We start from the raw sequence: 18473 nt of genomic DNA, 5'->3' as shown, positions 1-18473 counted from the left end.
CGCTCGCGGCGGCTCGCCTCCAGCGCACGGCGTCACGAACGCCCGTCGCAGTCCCCTATCAGGCGTCGACGACGAGCGCTTCGTCGGCCGCGTTCCCGAGCGCGTCGGACTTCCCGTGTTCGCCCGGAGCGATAGCGAGCGTCCGGACCCCGCGTTTCCCGGCGGTTTCGACGACCGGCTTGAAATCCGTATCCCGCGAGGCGATAGCCAGTACGTCCATCGTCCCGTCGACGACCGCCGCCGCCGCGTCGACGGCGAGTTTTACGTCCACGTCGCCGCTCGTGACGATCACCTCGTAGCCGCGCGCCTCGGCGGCCTGGATGAGTCCCGGCGTCGCGTGTTCGTCGAGGTACAACCGCGTCACCGCGAGGTCGCCGGTGTCGGCCGCGATGTCGCGCAGGTCGTCCAGGTCGACGTCGAACTCGTCTCTGAGGACGTTCGGGCCGTCGACGAACAGTCCGACCCTCGTCCGACTCTCGTCGCCGCCGACCAGACGGCGCAGTAGTCCGTTCATGGATCGCCGTTGACTGCTTACCACGATAGTCGTAGCGGTGTCGCGTCAGCGGGTCCGCATCTCCCGGAGTCGCCTTCGGTACACGTTGGCCGATTTAAAAATTATCAGTACGTTTCTATCTGGCCCAGATCGTGGGACTGAGTCGTCCATCTGATGAATTATCCTTGAATTTTTATATCTATCATCACTTTATATATTATTTGGAAAGGTTTAAATTAAAGTACTGCAAAAATTGCCACCGCCATGTCAAATAATGGCAACCCATCATGGTCACGACGATCGTTTATCAAAGCAACCGGTACGATGGGGGCGATAGGCGCCCTCAGCGGTGTCTCCTCGGCGACCCCGGGGAGATCTCCCGGTCCACGGGAGGACGAGATCCTCGTCGGCGTCTCCGCCGCGTCGACGATGGACGACGTTCAGACACAGGTCGAGCGAGATATTCCGGACGACGCGGAGGTCGTTCACCGGAACGAGACGCTCGGTTACATGGCGGTACGACTGCCGGATCGCGCGAGCACGCAGGCACGTGATTCGGTAAAATCCGCGATGGAAAACCGAAACGGCGTCCGATACGCGGAGGACAACTCGACCCACCACCCGCTGGCCGAACCGAACGACCCCCGGTTCAACGACCAGTACGCGCCCCAGCAGGTCAACGCGCCCGCGGCCTGGGACACCACACTCGGCTCCGAGAGCGTCACCGTCGCCGTGGTCGACCAGGGAGTCAAATACGACCACCCCGACCTGGCCGACCAGTTCGGGAGCAACAAGGGACGTGACTTCGTCGACAACGACGGCGATCCGTACCCCACGGACCTACAAAACGAGTATCACGGTACTCACGTCGCCGGCATCGCCGCGGCGACGACGAACAACGGCACGGGCGTCGCGGGCATCAGCAACTCGCGCCTCCTCTCGGCCCGAGCGCTCGGAGATGGCGGCGGATCCACTGCGGACATCGCCGACGCGGTGCAGTGGGCCACCGACCAAGGGGCGGACGTGATCAACATGTCCCTGGGTGGCGGCGGCTACACGGACACGATGAAAAACGCCGTCTCCTACGCGACGAACAACGGTGCGCTCGTCATCTGTGCGGCCGGTAACAACGGCTCCCGCGGCGTCTCCTACCCCGCGGGGTACGACGAGACCGTCGCCGTCTCCGCGCTGGACCAGAACGAGAACCTCGCGGACTTCTCGCAGTACGGCGACAAGATCGACGTCGCCGCGCCGGGCGTGGACGTCCTCTCCGCCTGGACCACCAGCGACTACAACCGGATCTCCGGTACCTCGATGGCCTGTCCGGCCGCCGCCGGCGTCGCCGCGCTCGGCAAAGCGGTGGACTCGTCGCTGTCCGCAACGGAACTGCGCCAGCACCTCAAACAGACCGCGGTCGACGTGGGACTCTCCAGCGACCAGCAAGGGTCCGGCCGAGTCGACGCCGGAAACATCGTCGGCAACGGCGGTGGCGGCGGCAACGACTCGCCGACGGTGTCTATCGACGCCAGTTCCGCGTCCGTCAACGTCGGCGAGGAGGTCACGTTCGACGGTAGCGCGTCGTCCGACCCCGACGGCACCATCACGAGCTATGAGTGGGACTTCGGTGACGGCACCACCGACACCGGCGAGGTCGTCACGAAGACCTACGACTCGTCCGGCGATTACACCGTGTCGCTGACAGTTACCGACGACGAGGGCGCGTCCACCACCGACTCCGTCGCCGTGACCGTCGGGGACGGCGGCGGCGGCGGAGAGTGCGGAAGCCAAACTGAAACCGGGAGCGTCGACGGGAGTCTGTCCGGCTACTCCGATTCGGACAGCTACACCTACGGGACAGACACGGCCAACCCCTGCCAGGTCACCGTCTCGCTCGACGGCCCCTCTAACGCCGACTTCGACCTGTACGTGACCCTCGACGGCCGTACGCCGTCGACGAGCGACTACGACAAGCGCTCGATCACGCGCGACAGTCAGGAAACAGTCGTCGCCGAAGACGTCGACAGCAGCACCGAACTCGGTATCCTCGTCGACTCCTACAGCGGGAGCGGCAGCTACACCCTCTCTGTCGAAGAGATCGGCCAATAAGCCGTCACCCGAACCGCTCCGTGTCACTGTCATTCCGTCTCTTTTTTCGCGACCGGCGTAACTGGCGTCCCGGACTACAGTCCAGCGTGGTTCTCGCCCGACTCCGACCGTAATACCAAAACCTTACTTACAGGCGGTCGACCGTTGGGGTATGTCCCGACGGAGGCCACCATTGCACGCGGTCCACGACGATCGCGGTGCGTCATTCACCGGGTTCGGCGGGTGGGAGATGCCCGTCGAGTTCGATTCGATCAAGACGGAACATGCCGCCGTCCGAGAGTCCGCCGGCATCTTCGACGTCTCGCATATGGGGGAGATAACGGTGAGCGGTCCCGACGCGACGGCGCTGATGCAACGGCTCGTCACGAACGACGTGACGGCGCTCTCGCCCGGTGATTCGCAGTACGCGATGATCACCGACGAGGACGGCAGCATCATCGACGACACCGTCGTGTACCGCCTCCCCGACGACGGGGAGATCCGGACGGAGTCACGGGCCGGCGAGGCGTCGTATCTCTTCGTCCCCAACGCCGGACACGACGAGGAGGCGTACGACCGGTGGACGGGCTACCGCGACGAGTGGTCCCTGGACGCGACCGTCGAGAACCGAACCGAGGAGTACGGCATGTTCGCCGTTCAGGGACCGGACGCCGAATCCCTCGTGTCCGAGGCGGCCGACGACGAGGTGACTGACCTCTCCCGGTTCGAGGCCCGCTGGGCGGCCGTCTCCGGCGTCGAGTGCTGGGTCGCTCGCACCGGCTACACCGGCGAGGACGGCTTCGAACTGGTCGTTCCGCAGGAGTCCGCCGAGACGGTGTGGGCGGCGTTCGACTGTCAGCCCTGCGGCCTCGGCGCGCGCGACACGCTCCGCATCGAGGCCGGGTTCCTCCTCTCGGGGCAGGACTTCGACCGGGAGGAGAACCGGCGGAACCCGTACGAAGCGGGCGCTGGCTTCACCGTCAAGTTAGACACCGAGTTCGTCGGCCGGGACGCGCTCGAACGCGCGAAGACCGACGGCGTCGACGAAGCGTTCGTCGGCTTCGAACTCACAGAACGCGGCGTTCCGCGTCACGGGTACGACATCACGGATACCGACGGAGACGTCATCGGCACCGTCACCAGCGGTACGATGAGTCCAACACTGGACAAGCCGATCGGACTCGGCTACGTCCCCGTCGAGTACGACGACCCCGGTACCGACGTACGGGTCGTCGTCCGGGACCGACCGAAAAACGCGCAGATCACGAACACACCTTTCATCGACCAATGAGCTTCGACGTACCTGACGACCACGGCTACCTGGAATCGCACGAATGGGCACACAACGACGGCGGAACCGTCCGTATCGGTATCTCCGACTTCGCGCAGGACGAACTCGGCGACGTCGTCTTCGTCGAACTGCCGGACGTCGGCGACACGATCAGCGAGGGCGAGGAGTTCGGCGTCATTGAGAGCATCAAAGCCGTCTCGGACCTGTACGCGCCAGTCTCCGGCGAGGTGACGGCTGTCAACGAGAACCTGTTCGACACGCCGGAACTCGTCAACGAGGACGCGTTCGGTGACGGTTGGATGCTCGAAGTCGACGCCGCCGACGAGAGCGAACTCGACGACCTCATGTCCGCGGACGAGTACAGAGCTCAGATCGAGTAGAAGCGACCTTTTCCTCTGGTTTCGCACGGTGTGACCGCTCGAAGCGGCAAGCACGACCGAAAGCCGCCTCACGGAACGTAGCTCCGCTTCGGCGGTGAACCGCGCTCTGCCTTCGCGGGATGTCCGACGCGCGGATGCCCAGTCACCACACGAGACGAGTCAGTCGCCGGGTTCCCGCAACGTGAACTCCCGACGCTCGTACACGTCGTTGTCGGGGGTGTCGTCTTTCGGAACGTACCCGAACGCCCGCCAGTTGTCGCTCGGGTACACGTGTAGCGACCTGCTACGGACGGGGCTGTACACGGCGTGGATCTCGTTTTTCCGCGGGTCGACAACCGCCGGTTCTCCGGGTTCCGTGACCTCCGAATCGACGACATCGAAGGCGTACTCGCCGTCTCCGACCTCCGTGCGTTCGAGATTCGAGAGCGTGAGATGGCCGTCTACCAGCACCTCGAAACAGGGCCGGCCGTGATGCTCGTGAGGCATCAGCGTGTATTCGGGCGGCCACTCCATGAACCGGATTACGTGTTCGCCGGGGTCGCCGATGACTTTCTCTCGCGTGTACTCGTCGGGTGCGGCCGGGTCCGTGGTAACGTTCTCGAAGAAGCCGTCCTGTTCGATGGCGTCAGCTAAGCGGGCGGGCCCCTTCTCGATGAACGCGTCGTCTCCCTCTTGAAGTAGTTCGCCGAGTTCGTCGTACACCTCGCGAACTAGCGGGTTAGGGTCTGATTCGGGCGCCGTTTGCCGGCTCATACTTTCACCGACGGTGAACCCGAACTTATACATTGGGGAGAAGACTGAGACGGCGGTTCCGTCGGTCCCAGGACCGTACACCGGAGAAACCGAGGATGTGATAAGGGATGGGTCGTAAGTACGCAATACCTGTGCTTTCGACCACTCTCCGCGGGTCGCCGCGGGTTACGCGACGCTTTTCCCTCGAACACGAGAGTCCCACGCAACCATGACTGGACACGACACAACCACTGGCAGTCCGTTCGCGCCGCACACGCCGGACGAAACCGAGGCGATGCTCGACGCGATCGGTGCCGACGACGTCGACGAACTGTTCGACATTCCGGAGGCCGTTCGATTCGACGGCGAGTTCGGGATCGAACAACGAAGCGAACGCGCAGTCAAGCGCGAACTGCGCGAAACATTCGGTGACAACGACGACCTGACGGAGTTTCTCGGACGCGGTCACTACGACCACTACGTGCCGTCGCTCGTCGACCACCTCTCCCTGCGCTCGGAGTTTCTCACCTCGTACACGCAGTACCAGCCCGAGGTCACCCAGGGGTTCCTGCAGGTCCTGTTCGAGTACCAGTCGCTGCTGGTCGAACTGACCGGACTGGAGATCGCGAACTGCTCGATGTACGACGCCGCGACTGCGCTCGGCGAGGCGGCGACGCTCGCCTCCCGCGTCCGTGCCACCGACGGCCACCGCGTGCTCGTGCCAGAACTGCTCCGTGACGAGCGCCGCGAAGTGCTGGAGAACTACGTCGCTGGAACCCAGATGGTCGTTGAGACGGTGCCGAGTGACGACGGTAATATCGACGTCGAAGCGCTCGCAGACCTGGTCGACGGCGACACCGTGATGGTGTACGCCGAGAACCCGTCCGTCCGCGGGACCGTCGAGGAAGGACTCGCCGACATCGCCGACATCGCACACGAAAACGACGCGCTGTTCGTGCTCGGCTCCGACATCGTCGCGCTCTCACTGCTCCAGAAACCGTCCGAGGTCGGTGCCGACGTTGTTATCGGCGACGCCAGCGTGCTGGGCCTTCCGACGAGTTACGGGATGGGGCTTGGCCTGTTCGCCACGCGGGACTCGTTCGTCCGACAGGTTCCCGGCCGTCTCGTGGGCGCGAGCGAGGACGAAGCCGGCAACCGGACGTACACGCTGACGCTCCAGACCCGGGAACAGCACATCCGCAAGGAGCGCGCCACGAGCAACATCTGTACGAACCAGGCGTGGGTCGCGCTCCGGACGGCGATTCACGCCGCGGACCTCGGCCCCTCTGGTCTCGTCGACCTGGCCGAAACGTGCGTCACCGAGGCCCAGGACCTCGCCGAACGCGTCGACGATATCAACGGCGTCGGCGCTCCCGTTCACGACCGGCATCACTTCCGGGAGTTCGTCGCACGGACCGACCAGCCCGCGCCGGCGATCGCCTCGGATCTCGAAACAAAGGGCTTCGCGGTGCATGCGCTTTCCGACCACGAACTCCAGATCTGTGTGACCGACGCCAACGCCCGGAAGGCAGACGATCTGGTCGCCGCGCTCGCGGAGGTGGCAGAATGAAATTCGACCAGGCTCGGTGGACCGACGACGATGGCGACCGCTACGAACCCCTCCTCTCCGAGAAAGACGGGACCGAGGTCGAAATCGACGACTCGCCGCTCCCCGACGACCTGACACGGGACAGCCTCGACCTGCCGGAGCTTTCCGAACCCGAACTCGCCCGGCACTACACGCGGCTCTCGGAGATGAACTACGGCATCGACAACGGGCCGTACCCGCTTGGTTCCTGTACGATGAAGTACAATCCCAAGTTCACCGAGGACGTGGCCGCTATCCCGGACGCTGCGGTCCACCCGGACCGCTCCGAGGACACCGTACAGGGGACGCTCGAACTGCTGTACGACCTGCAGGACTACCTCGCCCGTATCGGTGGCATGGACTCCGTGACGCTCCAGCCCCCCGCCGGCGCGGCCGGCGAGTTCACCGGTATCCTCCTCGCCGAGGCGTACCACGAAGCTAACGGCGAGGGCCACCGCCACGAGGTGATCGTTCCCGAGAGTGCCCACGGCACCAACTTCGCCAGCGCTGCTCTCGGCGGGTACGACGTGGTCGAACTCCCGGGCGGCGACGACGGCCGGGTCGACCTCGACGCGCTCGAAGCGGCACTCTCGGAGGATACGGCCGCGCTGATGCTCACCAATCCGAACACGCTCGGCCTCTTCGAACGCGACATCGAGGAGATAGCCGAGATGGTACACGACGTGGGCGGCCTGCTGTACTACGACGGCGCGAACCTCAACGCCCTGCTCGGCCGGGCGCGCCCGGGCGACATGGGCTTCGACATCATGCATTACAACGTCCACAAGACGTTCGCCACGCCCCACGGCGGCGGCGGCCCCGGTGCGGGACCGGTCGGCGTCGTCTCGGACCTCGAACCGTACCTGCCGACGCCGCGAGTCCGCCAGGCCGAGAGCGGAGCGTACGAACTGTTCGAACCCGAAGAGACGGTCGGCAAAGTCCACGGCTTCCAGGGCAACTGGCTCGTCCTCGTGAAAGCCTACGCCTACATCGCCAGATTGGGCGATCCCGGCCTCCGCGACGCCAGCGCGAAGGCCGTACTGAACGCCAACTACCTCGGCGAACGGACCGACTACGACGTGCCGTACGGTCCGTACCACCACGAGTTCGTCGCCAGTGCCGGCGACCAAGACGCCGCGGACGTGGCAAAGCGCATGCTCGACTACGGCGTCCATCCGCCCACGACGAAGTGGCCGGAGATCGTCCCGGAGGCGCTGATGACCGAACCGACGGAGATCGAGAACCGCAAGACGTTAGACCAGCTAGCGGCCGCGTTCAACGCCGTCGCCGGCGAGGACGACTCGACGCTCGCCGATGCCCCCGAGCGCACGACCGCACGCCGGATCGACCAGACGTCCGCCGCGCGAGACCTGCGGCTCTCCTGGCACTCCCTGGACGGGGACTGATCGCACTCCGCGGCGTCTGATCTCTCGGTCGGCGGGGTTCTCTCGAACAGTTCCTTCCTGTGCAGTCACTTTCTTTCACGACTCGTGTTCAGTTCTTCCAGAGCCGCTCGGACGGGAACCGGACTCAGGACAAGTCCTTGGATCGCTGTTTGTGGTGAACGGACGGCGGTATACCGCCGCCAACCGGTGAGGGGTGTATTTGATATCGCACTTAATGGTTTATTTGATCGCCCTGGTGACGACTTCCCGGGACGTTGTTGCGAGACTCTTCAGGCGCTCAAGCTAGGGGTACGTCGGTGCCGAGAGAACTGTGGCTATCACACTTACCAACGCAGTCCGAAAGTGCGTGACAGAAGCGTCCAGCCCAGACCAGGGGAATTCACTGAACTAAATGGTCTTCTCCGAGTGCAGGGTCGACGGGTGATGACTCTCAGAGCCCTCAACCTCAGGCAGCTCATGAGTACCGCCCTGGCACGCGGACGACCTGTCGAGATCAAGCCAGCCTGTCCTGGATCCGGCCACGGATGCGGGGCTATTCCTCACCGCAATGGACTATGCTCGTGTTATTTTCTCCGTCGAATCCACCGTATGGCCTCTGCGAGGGCTGATCCGGTAGTAGATTAGGGCAAGGATCCGCTGCTCAGGGAGTACGAATCGCCAGTCGTACGGTGATCTCGACCGGGAGAACGCCCTCCGCGAGAGGGTGTTTGGTCCGCTTGTACGGATGGGTCGAACTTCCCACCGGCAGACTCGTCTCGGCATGCAGTCCACCACATCGACCCTCGGTCGGACGACACCGACTGATCCTGTTGTGGGCGGCGCTCGTTTCAGCTACTAGCAGTCTTCAAAATCGGTGTGCCGGAGGATATTTCTCTACTCTTACATCCGGGCCGATGAGAACAGGCCGGAGAGATCGATGGACTGGACACGTTACCCCGGGGGTACGGTCCAGAACAGGCTACTATAGCTTCGACACTGATTCGAGGGTGATCGGTCGCGGAGAACAGGCGGATCCCAGTGTTACGCTTCGATGTCGGACTGGCTGGAATCGATGCCGTCGATCGTGACGAAGGAGTAGTTGCACTCGGGGCATCGCCACTTCGTTTTCTCTCCGAGATGGAGCGTCGTGCTCGCGGCACGCCAGAACGTCCGGTCTGTCTCGCAGTCCGGACAGTAGTGGTCGAGTTCGAGGGCCATATCCGATATTTTCTACGAGCGTTGTTTAACATACTGGTTTCCCCCGGACTTACGCACCCAGTTAAACCTTATAGGAATATATCAAACTTCTCGGGCTCTCCAAGCCGCGGCGACTAAACTCGGCGTTCGTGATTGATACTAAGTGGGTCCGAGGCGACCGTGATCGTATGAAAATCTACACCGGCCGCGGCGACGAGGGAATGACGGACCTGCGAGACATGTCGCGCGTCTCGAAAACGAGCCCCCGGATCGAGTCGTACGGGACGGTAGACGAACTGAACGCACTGATCGGGACCATCGTTCCGACGGGGTACGACGACATCGACGAACAGCTCTCCGGCGTCCAGAACCACCTCCACATCGTGCAGGCGGATCTGGCGAACCCGGACCCCGACGACGGCGACCCGGTCGTTCGCGAGGCTCACGTCGCCGAAGTCGAAGACTGGATCGATTCCTACGACGACGAACTCGCCCCGCTAGAGTCGTTTATCCTCCCTGGCGGGTCGGAGACGGGGTCCCGTCTCCACCACGCCCGCACCGTCTGTCGGCGGGCGGAGCGCCGAGTTGTGGCGCTCGCCGGCGAATCGGAGGTCAACGAACACACAGTGGAGTATCTAAACCGCCTCTCGGACGCGCTGTTTACCTTCGGCCGCGCGGTAAACGAGCGTGACGGCGTCCCCGAGGAGAACCCGACGTACTGACTGCGGACGAGATCAGTTCCCGCCGTCTCCCGGCGGCGTCAATCCCACGACGCGCCGGCCGAAGATATCCGCGTAGCCCCGCGGCGTGAGTTTCAACGACGGCACCCCGAAGAAGGTGAGCGTCTGAATCGGAAGCAGCGGCCGTTCGACATCGACGCCTACGGCCCTCAGCGCCGCCCGAACGTCGTCCATGCGTTCCGCTGTTTCGTCGAGAGGCGTGTCCGCGGCGACGCCGGCGACTGCCAACGGCAGGTCCGCGAGCACCTCGCCCTCCCGGACAACGGCGAATCCGCCGCCGGCGTCGGCGACGTGAGATGCGGCACGGGCCATCGCCGCGTCGTCGACGCCGGCGACGGCGACCGACGCTTGCTCCCAGGTGAGACTCGTCGCGACAGCGCCCTCGTCGATGCCGTACCCAGTGAGAAAGCCGGTAAAGGCGTCGTCGACACCGCTCCGGCGGTCCAGCAGCGCGGCCTTGGCAATATCGTCGGACGGGTCTGCGACGAGCGCATCTCCGTCGACAGAGGGACTAACGGTCGTTTCGGTCGTGATGAGGCCGTGGCTGTACTCCAGCGCTCGGACCGAACCGTCGCGGGCCGCACTCGTCGGGACCCGGAACGTCGCCGCGGTCGGGTCGATGTCCACCGAGTCGTAAAACTCCGCGGAGTAGTCGTGTTCTCGCGGGCCGACGGCCGCTTCGCCGTTCCGGACGACGACCTCGCCGTCGCCGACGACGGAACCGACGGTAACCGATTCGAGGTCGTCTAGGACGATCAGGTCCGCGACGTTGCCCGGCGCGATACTCCCACGGTCGGTCAGGCCGAAGTGGTTGGCCGGCGCGTACGTCGCCATCCCGATCGCCGTTTCCGGGGCGACGCCGTGGTCTATCACGCGGCGAACCGCAGCGTCCATCGCTTCGCCCGTAGCGAGTACGTCCGGCCAGGCACCGTCAGTCGACAGGGAAGCGTCGATGTCGTTTTCCCGTACCGCCTCGGCGATCGCCTCGCTGTCGTCGCGGATCGATCCGCTGCGACCGACGGGGTGGATGCCGCGTTCGTAACGCGCCGTCACCTCGTCGGCCGTGATGGCCTCGTGGTCGTTGTCGACGATGTTGGCGTAAGCCGTCAGTTTCTCGCCGGAACAACCGGCACCGTGACCGACGACACGGAGCCCCAGTTCCCGCGCTCGCTCGTAGAGTTCCCCGGCGAGGGAGTTGCGGCCGACGACCTGCACCCAGTCGGACTCGCCGACGCCGACGACGCGCTCGTCTTCGAGCAGGTCGATGATGCCGTCGCGTGTGGCTTCGTCTGCGGGAGCGCCGAACGCGTCGAAAAACGCAAGCGGCGGGACGGTCACGCGGAGATCGACCGGCAGGTCCGCGCTGGCGGCAAGCAGTTCCCGAACGCCGTCGGCACCGCTGACCCCGCCGAACGCCGTCGCCTCCGTGACGAGCGTCGTCGTTCCGCCTTCGAGGATCCGGTGATACGAGGTTTCGACAGTCTGAAAGATGTCTGCGTGCGTGTGCGCGTCGACGAATCCCGGAACGACCTCACGCCCGTCGGCGTCTACGACCGTCGTGTCGTCGCTGACGACCCCGCCCGCGTCCTCGGGGACGGCGGCGATCCGGTCGCCGACGACCGCCACGTCGCGGTCGCGAAACTCGCCGAGTTCGGCGAGCAGAACGCGGCCGTTCTCGATGACGAGGTCCGCGCTGTCTGCGCCGAGTGCCACTGCCTGTTCACGTTGTCTGTTCGTCGGTTCCGTCCGGTCTTCGTCTCGGTTGTTCCCGTTCATGTTCGTTCGTACACGACGACACCGCCGCGTTCGGATCGCTGTACTTCGCTGCGACGTTCAAGCACGTCGAGGTGGCCGACCGCCTCGCTCATCCCCGGGAAGTACTCGGTCAGCGGCAGGTCGCCGAACAGACCCTCCATCACGTCCATCGCCGTTGTCTTGCCGTCGACGAGTTCGAGGACGTTCTCGGTGCGTTCATCGTGGGACTCGCGTATCTCGCCGATGCGCTCCGATGGGCGGTCGATCACCTCCCGGTGGCCGGGGAGAACGCGGTCGTAATCCCGGCCGCGAAGTCGGTCGAGAGAGTCGTTGAACGCCGGCAGGACGCGCGGACGCGGGTCCCCCTCTTCTGCCGGGGGTTGCAAGAGCGGGTTCGGCGTGATATCGGGGAGTATCTGGTCGCCGACGATAGCCTCCTCGTCGCCGTCGTGCTCGTACTCGAACACCAGTTCGCCCGGCGCGTGCCCCGCGGCGTCGCGTACCCGAACCGTCTCGCCTGCGACGGTGAGTTTCTCGCCCTCCTCCAGTAGTCGGTCGGTTTCACACGACGGCGAGTACTCCAGATACACTTCTGGGAGTTCGGTCACGGTTTCGGCCGTCGAACGGGCCATTCCGTGGCGCTCGAAGCAGTCGACGAAAAACGACTGTTCGTACGCCAGACGCCCCTCGAAGTTCTCGATGATCCGGGACGTTGCGGGACTCGCGAGCACCCTCGCTCCGTCGTCGCGAAACCGTCTCGCTAACCCGAAGTGGTCCGGGTGCGGATGCGTCACGAGTATCTGTTCGATGTCCGCGGGCGAGAGGTCGCGTTTCTCCAGTTCGTCGAGCATCGTCGACCAGGACTCCTCGCTGTCCGGGCCGGGGTCGACTATGGTCCGTCCCGAAATGTAGGCGTTGACGGGACCGACCTGAAACGGCGTCGGGATCGAGAGCCGCTTGAACATCACACGCTCGGTAAGACGGTCCGCGGGTAAACTGTTTGTGAACCGGCGATACGAAAAGACGGATCCGCTGGGTCGGTACCGATGCCCACGGTTACGTTCCCTTACAGAGTCGGCGGGACGGCGACGGTGCCCGGACTGCGGCGGTAGCTAATCGTCAAGGCGGCATGACCAGTGACATACTCGGACGGTTCGCCGCCCCGCACGGTTTTAGGCACGCCTAAGAAATACATAAAACCACTGGTTTCGGCTAGCCTAAAAGCTGGCGTCAGTGTCAGTAGCGAACTCATACTCTGCGAAGAAATGTCGACTGTGGATTCTGTCCCTCCACAAAGGTTATATCCTTTCGAAGACAACAGATAGGTATGAACAAGCACTTCGAAGACGCACGGTACTACATCAAGCGAGCCGGTGAACACGCTAAGAAAGGCGTTACGGAGGAACTCGAACCCGTGGAGGCGCGCTTCCGGGAGTTGACCGGTAGTGAGCAAGAACCCGAACCGAGTCGCCTCGACAACGTCCGCGAAGAACTCGAAGCTATCGAGGACCGTGCTGAAGGAGAGGCGAAAGACGCCCTCGCAAAGGCGCGGCGACGTATCCGCGGACAACGCCCGAACTGATCGGTTCCGGAACGTTTTTCACCGGCCCGCGGGTACGCTTTCTTGCGGGTTGGTGGTCTAGCCAGGTTATGACGGCTCCTTCACACGGAGCAGGCCGGCGGTTCGAATCCGCCCTAACCCACTTTGTCGGTGTACGGACCCTCAGGACGGGACCGTAACGCATTCTTGGGATTCTACGCACAGCGCCGGGTTTCAATCACCACGTCACCTGTCGTTCGTGTCCAAACTCCACGACGGGGTGCGGTTCGTGATTAAGGAGGACGGGAAGATAGTTGAAAGTACCGGAGAGAACGTCTACCGGGCAATAACTCAAAGAAACGCCTTCTAAGACTCGGTGCGAAGTTTCTTCTTATAGGAAAAACGGCTTGTCCTCATGAGTGGCCTCCTTGCCTTCATCAAGCTCTTATGATTCGTCCTTGCAATCGCTGTCGCATTTCACGCGAAGGGGCACGGGCGGAGTGCCCTACTCTGGTTTCTCGTGGTCTTTGTCACCGGCATTTTCGAGGTCATCTTCTACCTGCTGGCGATTACCAGCGGGTCATCGAGTCAGGAAACCATCCATATCCCTCCAGGTGGACCGACTGCCCGAAACTTCGATGACAGAGTTCGCAACCACGAGAGAACAGAGCCGCCCGTATCTGTCCGTATGTGGGATGATTGAACAGAAATGCCTAATAACGTCTCCTGTCTCGACTTGCGCATGAGTGGTAGTCTCGGTATCTCCGCGAACGAAGATACCATCGAAAGTGTCCTTTCCCGCAACTATCGCTACACAGTTCCGGACTATCAGCGTCAATATTCGTGGGGTGAAGAACAGTGGCGTGCCCTGTGGGAAGACCTTCAAGCACTGGAGGACGGCCAGACTCACTTCCTTGGGTCAGTCGTCGTAATCGAGCGGTCGGAGGGGCTGAACGAATTGGACCGGCTCGAAGTTGTTGATGGTCAACAGCGCTTGGCCACCATCCTGACGATGCTCTCCGTGATGCGGCAGAAGTATCTTGACGAGGGAGAGCAGAGTCAGGCCGACGCTATCCGAAACGACTATCTCTTTGAGCAGGACCTTGACCAGCGGGAATATCAGAATCTCTCTCTGAGTCGGTACGACAACGATTCGTTTGCCTCCATTTTGGACTGTAACTTCGGTCAGGTAGAAAAGGAGAATCTGAGCGAGGCACTGGAGTTCTATGGTTCACGGATTCACAGCCTGAGCGTTGAAGAGACGGATACACTCCGGAAGGAATTGTTGAGTTCTATTACCCTCGTCACTATCGAGTGTACGGAGGAACAGTCAGCCTTCCGCCTTTTCGAGACGCTAAACGAGCGTGGACTGGAACTCTCTTCAGTCGACCTGATGAAGAACCACGTCTTCAGTCTCGCTGCTCAGGACGACGATGTTGATTACGACGACATTCGTGAATCATGGCAGAGAGCCGTGGATAACACCGTACCCAATCTCAACAAGCCGAGTCGATTCTTCCGTCACTACCTCATGTCGGCTCCAGAACCGGACTTTACTGATGCGGTTTCAGATTACAAACTCTACGACATCTTCCAAGAAATCATAGAGGAGGTTCGGTCGTCCTCTGACATCACACTGGAGTCCTATCTGGCAGACATCGCAGAGCAGTCCGAATTGTATATGCGGGTTGTGAACTCGGATATCGACCAGTTTGACCGTAGCGGGAATGAAGCCATCAACCAGAAACTGACCCATCTCCACCATGTCAAATCGGTTCAGGCTCGAACTCTGTTGCTCCGTATTTTCAGAGAGTTCGACAATCCAAACAAGGCCATGGAGGCTCTCGGTGTGCTTGAACGCTTCCTGATTCGGTGGAAAGTTGCCAACTATGCGACCGGCAGTCAGTTAGACCGAATCTATTCTGAACTCTGTTCTACGGTGTTCAACGAGAGCGACCCAATAGAGCAGATGGCGGATTATCTGCGCGAGAAATACCCGAGCGAAGAGGAGTTCAAGGCCGGCATCGAGAACAAGCGGGTTAAACTGAACAACCGGACCAAGTATATGCTGAAACGTATCGAGGAGGTCCACTACGGCGGTACTATTGACCGTATGGATGATTACGAGTTGGAACACATAGCGCCACGGTCTGCCTATACCGCTACGAAGCACAGCGCTTGGGTTACAACGTTGGACACTACCGAGGAGACCTTCGAACAGCATCGTGACCGACTCGGGAATCTCACGCTCCTCGAATCAGACAAGAACATCCGCGCGAGCAACAATCCGTTTGAATCGAAAAAGAGGGAATACGCTACCTCAAACGTAACAATGACCACAGCGCTCGCAGAGGATTACGAGGACTGGAACCTTGATTCAATCCAACAGCGCACGTCTGAACTTGCTGAAGTTGCCGTGAACATTTGGTCGCTGTAAGAGTCCATAAGGCGGCCTCATCGAGTTAGTCTTAGTTCATCTCGAACGCTTCCCGTCTCAACTCACGATAGTTACCTGCGGCCTCGCACTCGCTTTGGTCGCGGTCATGCGGGCACTCCCCGGCGTAATGACAAGGCCGGGTGAGGGCGTTGATGTTCTGGCGTAGGTGCGTCCCCACCGGCCTTCCGTGCTGGGTCGTCAATAGGGGTTCTCTGCCGTAATCGTCCGTCACGTCGTGTCTGCTTACCTCGACGTAGTCATCCAGCACCTCGCAGACCCACTCGTGGAGGTTGACCTCCCGTTCGGCCTCTCCTTGGTTCTTCAGCGGCGTCACCTCATCGGGTCGATGCACGACCTCGACGTATCGCTCGTCTGGGTGGTAGTCCCCGAGGTCGAGCGCCCGAACCGTGCCGAGCCGGAAGCCAGTGTCCCACAGCAGGGCAAAGAGCGCGTGTCGGAGAGTTCCGTATTCGAACTTCTCCAGGTCGTCCAGAATCTCCTCTGCAGTCTCGGCGTCTATCATCGTATCGCGGGCGTCGCTATCGGGGTTCGGAATCTGCATTTTGTCCGAGAGGTCGCCGTCGATGACCTCCATGGACTCCAGCCACGACACGAAGACGCGGAGCGCGGAGAGATTGTTCGGCAGGGTCGTCTCGTTGACGCCGCCTTCCTCGCAACGGTGGATCTTGAAGTCGTGGATATGGAAACCGTCTAACTCCGAGATGTCGTCCAAGCCAGCCTCATCGGTCCACTCCACGAAGCGTTTCAGCTCATAGCGATTGTTCTGGAGAGTGGAGGCGAAGACTTCGGGCTCGCGTTCTTTGAGGTGCCGTTCGACAGCGTGTTCGGGTGACATACTGCGGGTCATAGTTCTCTCGAACCGCTCCCCGCTGGAGACTACCACGACCGACTCGGTGATTTTCCGTGGTGGTTACGCGCCCGGGTCTTCGCTTCGCGGTGCGGAGCCGCCGAGCGACGCGAGGCGGCGAGCAGGCCGGCGGTTCGAATCCGCCCTAACCCATATCCGCGGCGCTATGGATCACACGAAGTGATTCGCGGGACGGCTTACCCGCTATTCGGCAGCGTAGTTCGGTTACTCAGGTTCCGGTCATGACATCCCCGAAGCCAGCAAAAAGGACGATGACATATGTCGGGATGACGAGCCACGGAAAATACCAGATGGTTCCCCCGATGACGAGCGCAACCGTCGTTGACGTATCTTCGTTCGAGTACCAGTTGAACCCTCGGGCTGGCAGCACGTACAGCAGCAGGGCTGGCCACAAAAGGAGCGAGACCGCAGTCGCCACGATGATACCGTCCAGTCCGGATACGTAGAGCGGCGACGCATCGGTTGGCGGTCGGACGTCGAGGCTCATCGAAACGACACTCCCACAGAGAAACCCCCAGCACACCGCAGGTAGCGGTATCCAGAGAAAGTAGTTTATGGGCCAATCGAAGGGAGGAAGCGATCCGAAGAGGTGACGAAAGCGTTCCGTAAGGAGGAAAGGCGACCAGAAGAGTGCGACGAGTAATCCGCAGAGTCCACTGACAATTGCAAGAAAGATCCCCATATGCAGAATTGCAACCGGTTCGACACTCATTCAGGGAATACTCACTACCATTTGGTATGAATTTTGTGTTCTGATCGACGTTACTCTCCTGTAAACGCGCTTGCTGCTTCTGACGACCTGAATGACGCCGAGAGCCTACACAGTCGACGTCTCCGTCCTATCCGCCTGTGATGTGCCCGCACCAGCGTCAGTCGATGCTCCACGAAATGGTCTGGTGGGACAATCTGAGGTGACTGTCCGGCCACCAGGAGAGTATGTGGATTACTGCTCGTCTCGCGGGATCGCACCTACGGCCTGGAACGTGTTCTCGAAGCGGTACGAACCGTCATCCCGCCGGAACTTCTCGCCAGCCTCCAGCAGAGCCTCCGTCACCGCCTCCTCGTCCACCTGCCGGAGGACACTCTGACCCGGCGCCATGCCGAGGACGGCCCGGAGGTAGTGTTCGCTGTCGACAAACGTGAACGGTGCCGGGAGGCGTCGCGTCTCTACTGGTTCGAAGCCGCTGTCTTCGATCACCGTCTCCAAGACACCAGGCTCGGAGAGTGCGAATGGGCCGTCCCCTGTCGGGGGTTCAGGCAGAACGCTCACGAGCGTCTGGATGACGTAACGGAACTCGTTGATGTCCTTCTCGGCCCACAGGGCGACTGCGAGACGGCCATCGGGAGCCAGTACCCGGTGCGCTTCGCCGAGCGCCTCGACCGGGTCATCGGCGAACATGAGGCTGTTGAGATAGACGACAGCGTCGAAGGCGTCGTTCTCAAACGGCAGGTCCTTCATGTCCCCGATACGGAGGTCCGCGTCGGGAAGTCTGTCGCCCGCGATTTCAAGGAGAGTGCTGGCCAAGTCGAGACCGGACACCGTTGCGCCTCGGAATCGGGCCTGGGCAAGGACTTCGCCGGACCCACAGCCTACATCGAGCACCCGACTGCTCCTCGTCACTCGGGCTAGGTCGAGGAGCGGTCCCCAAACCGGGGAGACAGTTGGCGCGAGAAGTTCGGCCCAGTCGTCGCCCGCCGCATTCCAGAGGTCGCCCTGTCGCCTCGCTTCTCGGTCGAGATGCTCACTCATCTAACCGCCCCGTCACGAACCGGTTTCCCGGACTGCGTGTCCGCGTCCGGCGTGCCAGTCGAGAACGTGGTTGACGTCCGAGACTGTTCCTGACGTACTTTGTACTGGTTTCTCTCTTCTGTGTCATAGTGAACACTAGGTTCTAGAACGCTGTACTACACGATAAATATTCCTAGCAAATATTCGTGATATACAATCCAACCAGGTTAAA

General features: G+C 61.9%; 16 protein-coding genes and 1 tRNA gene. 9 read left to right on the top strand and 8 right to left on the bottom strand.

Annotation, left to right across the window (positions count from 1 at the left end):
- Window positions 1-58: 58 nt before the first annotated feature.
- Entirely contained in the window at window positions 59-514 is a 456-nt protein-coding gene (locus tag SM753_RS03480) for an NYN domain-containing protein (protein WP_323190562.1), read from the bottom strand.
- Between the two features lie 303 nt (window positions 515-817).
- On the opposite strand from SM753_RS03480, the gene SM753_RS03475 reads away from it, so the two are divergent.
- The 3 genes from SM753_RS03475 (at window position 818) to gcvH (ending at window position 4249) form a co-directional block, all read left to right on the top strand.
- On the top strand, window positions 818-2599 hold the full coding sequence (locus tag SM753_RS03475) for a S8 family serine peptidase (protein ID WP_323190561.1): 1782 nt from the start codon (window positions 818-820) through the stop codon (window positions 2597-2599).
- Window positions 2600-2750: 151 nt separating this feature from the next.
- On the top strand, window positions 2751-3869 hold the full coding sequence (gcvT, locus tag SM753_RS03470) for a glycine cleavage system aminomethyltransferase GcvT (protein ID WP_323190560.1): 1119 nt from the start codon (window positions 2751-2753) through the stop codon (window positions 3867-3869).
- Complete coding sequence (gene gcvH, locus SM753_RS03465) at window positions 3866-4249, top strand: glycine cleavage system protein GcvH (protein ID WP_138797817.1); 384 nt, start codon at window positions 3866-3868, stop codon at window positions 4247-4249. Before gcvT ends, gcvH begins: the two co-directional genes overlap by 4 nt.
- A 159-nt stretch (window positions 4250-4408) precedes the next feature.
- Here gcvH and SM753_RS03460 read toward each other — a convergent pair whose 3' ends face one another.
- Entirely contained in the window at window positions 4409-5002 is a 594-nt protein-coding gene (locus SM753_RS03460; protein WP_323190559.1) for a hypothetical protein, read from the bottom strand.
- 208 nt (window positions 5003-5210) lie between these two features.
- Here SM753_RS03460 and gcvPA point away from each other — a divergent pair, with 208 nt between their 5' ends.
- Both gcvPA and gcvPB read left to right on the top strand, forming a co-directional pair.
- The gene (gcvPA, locus tag SM753_RS03455) at window positions 5211-6551 is read left to right on the top strand and encodes an aminomethyl-transferring glycine dehydrogenase subunit GcvPA (protein WP_323190558.1); all 1341 of its coding nucleotides are present in this window, start codon (window positions 5211-5213) and stop codon (window positions 6549-6551) included.
- Window positions 6548-7975: an aminomethyl-transferring glycine dehydrogenase subunit GcvPB gene (gene gcvPB / locus SM753_RS03450; RefSeq protein ID WP_323190557.1), complete on the top strand. Its 1428-nt coding sequence runs from the start codon at window positions 6548-6550 to the stop codon at window positions 7973-7975. The genes gcvPA and gcvPB overlap by 4 nt, the downstream gene beginning before the upstream one ends.
- 1020 nt (window positions 7976-8995) lie before the next feature.
- Here gcvPB and SM753_RS03445 read toward each other — a convergent pair.
- Window positions 8996-9172 carry a hypothetical protein gene (locus tag SM753_RS03445; RefSeq protein ID WP_202613827.1) on the bottom strand — a complete coding sequence of 59 codons (177 nt, stop codon included), beginning with the start codon at window positions 9170-9172 and terminating at the stop codon, window positions 8996-8998.
- 167 nt (window positions 9173-9339) lie between these two features.
- Here SM753_RS03445 and SM753_RS03440 point away from each other — a divergent pair, with 167 nt between their 5' ends.
- The gene (locus SM753_RS03440) at window positions 9340-9873 is read left to right on the top strand and encodes a cob(I)yrinic acid a,c-diamide adenosyltransferase (protein WP_323190556.1); all 534 of its coding nucleotides are present in this window, start codon (window positions 9340-9342) and stop codon (window positions 9871-9873) included.
- Window positions 9874-9885: 12 nt separating this feature from the next.
- Here the strand turns inward: SM753_RS03440 and SM753_RS03435 are convergent, their stop codons facing one another.
- Both SM753_RS03435 and SM753_RS03430 read right to left on the bottom strand, forming a co-directional pair.
- Window positions 9886-11667: an adenine deaminase C-terminal domain-containing protein gene (locus tag SM753_RS03435; RefSeq protein WP_323190555.1), complete on the bottom strand. Its 1782-nt coding sequence runs from the start codon at window positions 11665-11667 to the stop codon at window positions 9886-9888.
- Window positions 11664-12611 (bottom strand): MBL fold metallo-hydrolase, encoded by a 948-nt coding sequence (locus SM753_RS03430; RefSeq protein WP_323190554.1) that lies wholly within the window; start codon window positions 12609-12611, stop codon window positions 11664-11666. Before SM753_RS03430 ends, SM753_RS03435 begins: the two co-directional genes overlap by 4 nt.
- Before the next feature lie 362 nt (window positions 12612-12973).
- Between SM753_RS03430 and SM753_RS03425 the strand changes: the two genes are divergently transcribed.
- From SM753_RS03425 to SM753_RS03415, 3 genes are all read left to right on the top strand, one after another.
- Window positions 12974-13228, top strand: coding sequence for a hypothetical protein (locus SM753_RS03425; RefSeq protein WP_323190553.1), 255 nt, complete (start codon window positions 12974-12976; stop codon window positions 13226-13228).
- 46 nt (window positions 13229-13274) lie between these two features.
- Window positions 13275-13349 (top strand) — tRNA-Val (locus SM753_RS03420).
- 579 nt (window positions 13350-13928) lie between these two features.
- The gene (locus SM753_RS03415; protein ID WP_323190552.1) at window positions 13929-15623 is read left to right on the top strand and encodes a DUF262 domain-containing protein; all 1695 of its coding nucleotides are present in this window, start codon (window positions 13929-13931) and stop codon (window positions 15621-15623) included.
- Between the two features lie 31 nt (window positions 15624-15654).
- Here SM753_RS03415 and SM753_RS03410 read toward each other — a convergent pair whose 3' ends face one another.
- The 3 genes from SM753_RS03410 to SM753_RS03400 form a co-directional block, all read right to left on the bottom strand.
- Entirely contained in the window at window positions 15655-16527 is an 873-nt protein-coding gene (locus SM753_RS03410; RefSeq protein ID WP_323190551.1) for a tyrosine-type recombinase/integrase, read from the bottom strand.
- 193 nt (window positions 16528-16720) lie between these two features.
- Complete coding sequence (locus SM753_RS03405; protein WP_323190550.1) at window positions 16721-17224, bottom strand: hypothetical protein; 504 nt, start codon at window positions 17222-17224, stop codon at window positions 16721-16723.
- Between the two features lie 231 nt (window positions 17225-17455).
- Complete coding sequence (locus SM753_RS03400; RefSeq protein WP_323190549.1) at window positions 17456-18262, bottom strand: class I SAM-dependent methyltransferase; 807 nt, start codon at window positions 18260-18262, stop codon at window positions 17456-17458.
- Between the last annotated feature and the right edge of the window lie 211 nt (window positions 18263-18473).

The organism is Halostella sp. PRR32 (genome assembly GCF_034808085.1).
In the GTDB taxonomy this organism is placed as follows: domain Archaea; phylum Halobacteriota; class Halobacteria; order Halobacteriales; family Natronoarchaeaceae; genus Halostella; species Halostella pelagica.
This window is presented reverse-complemented; position numbering and strand designations above follow the sequence as displayed.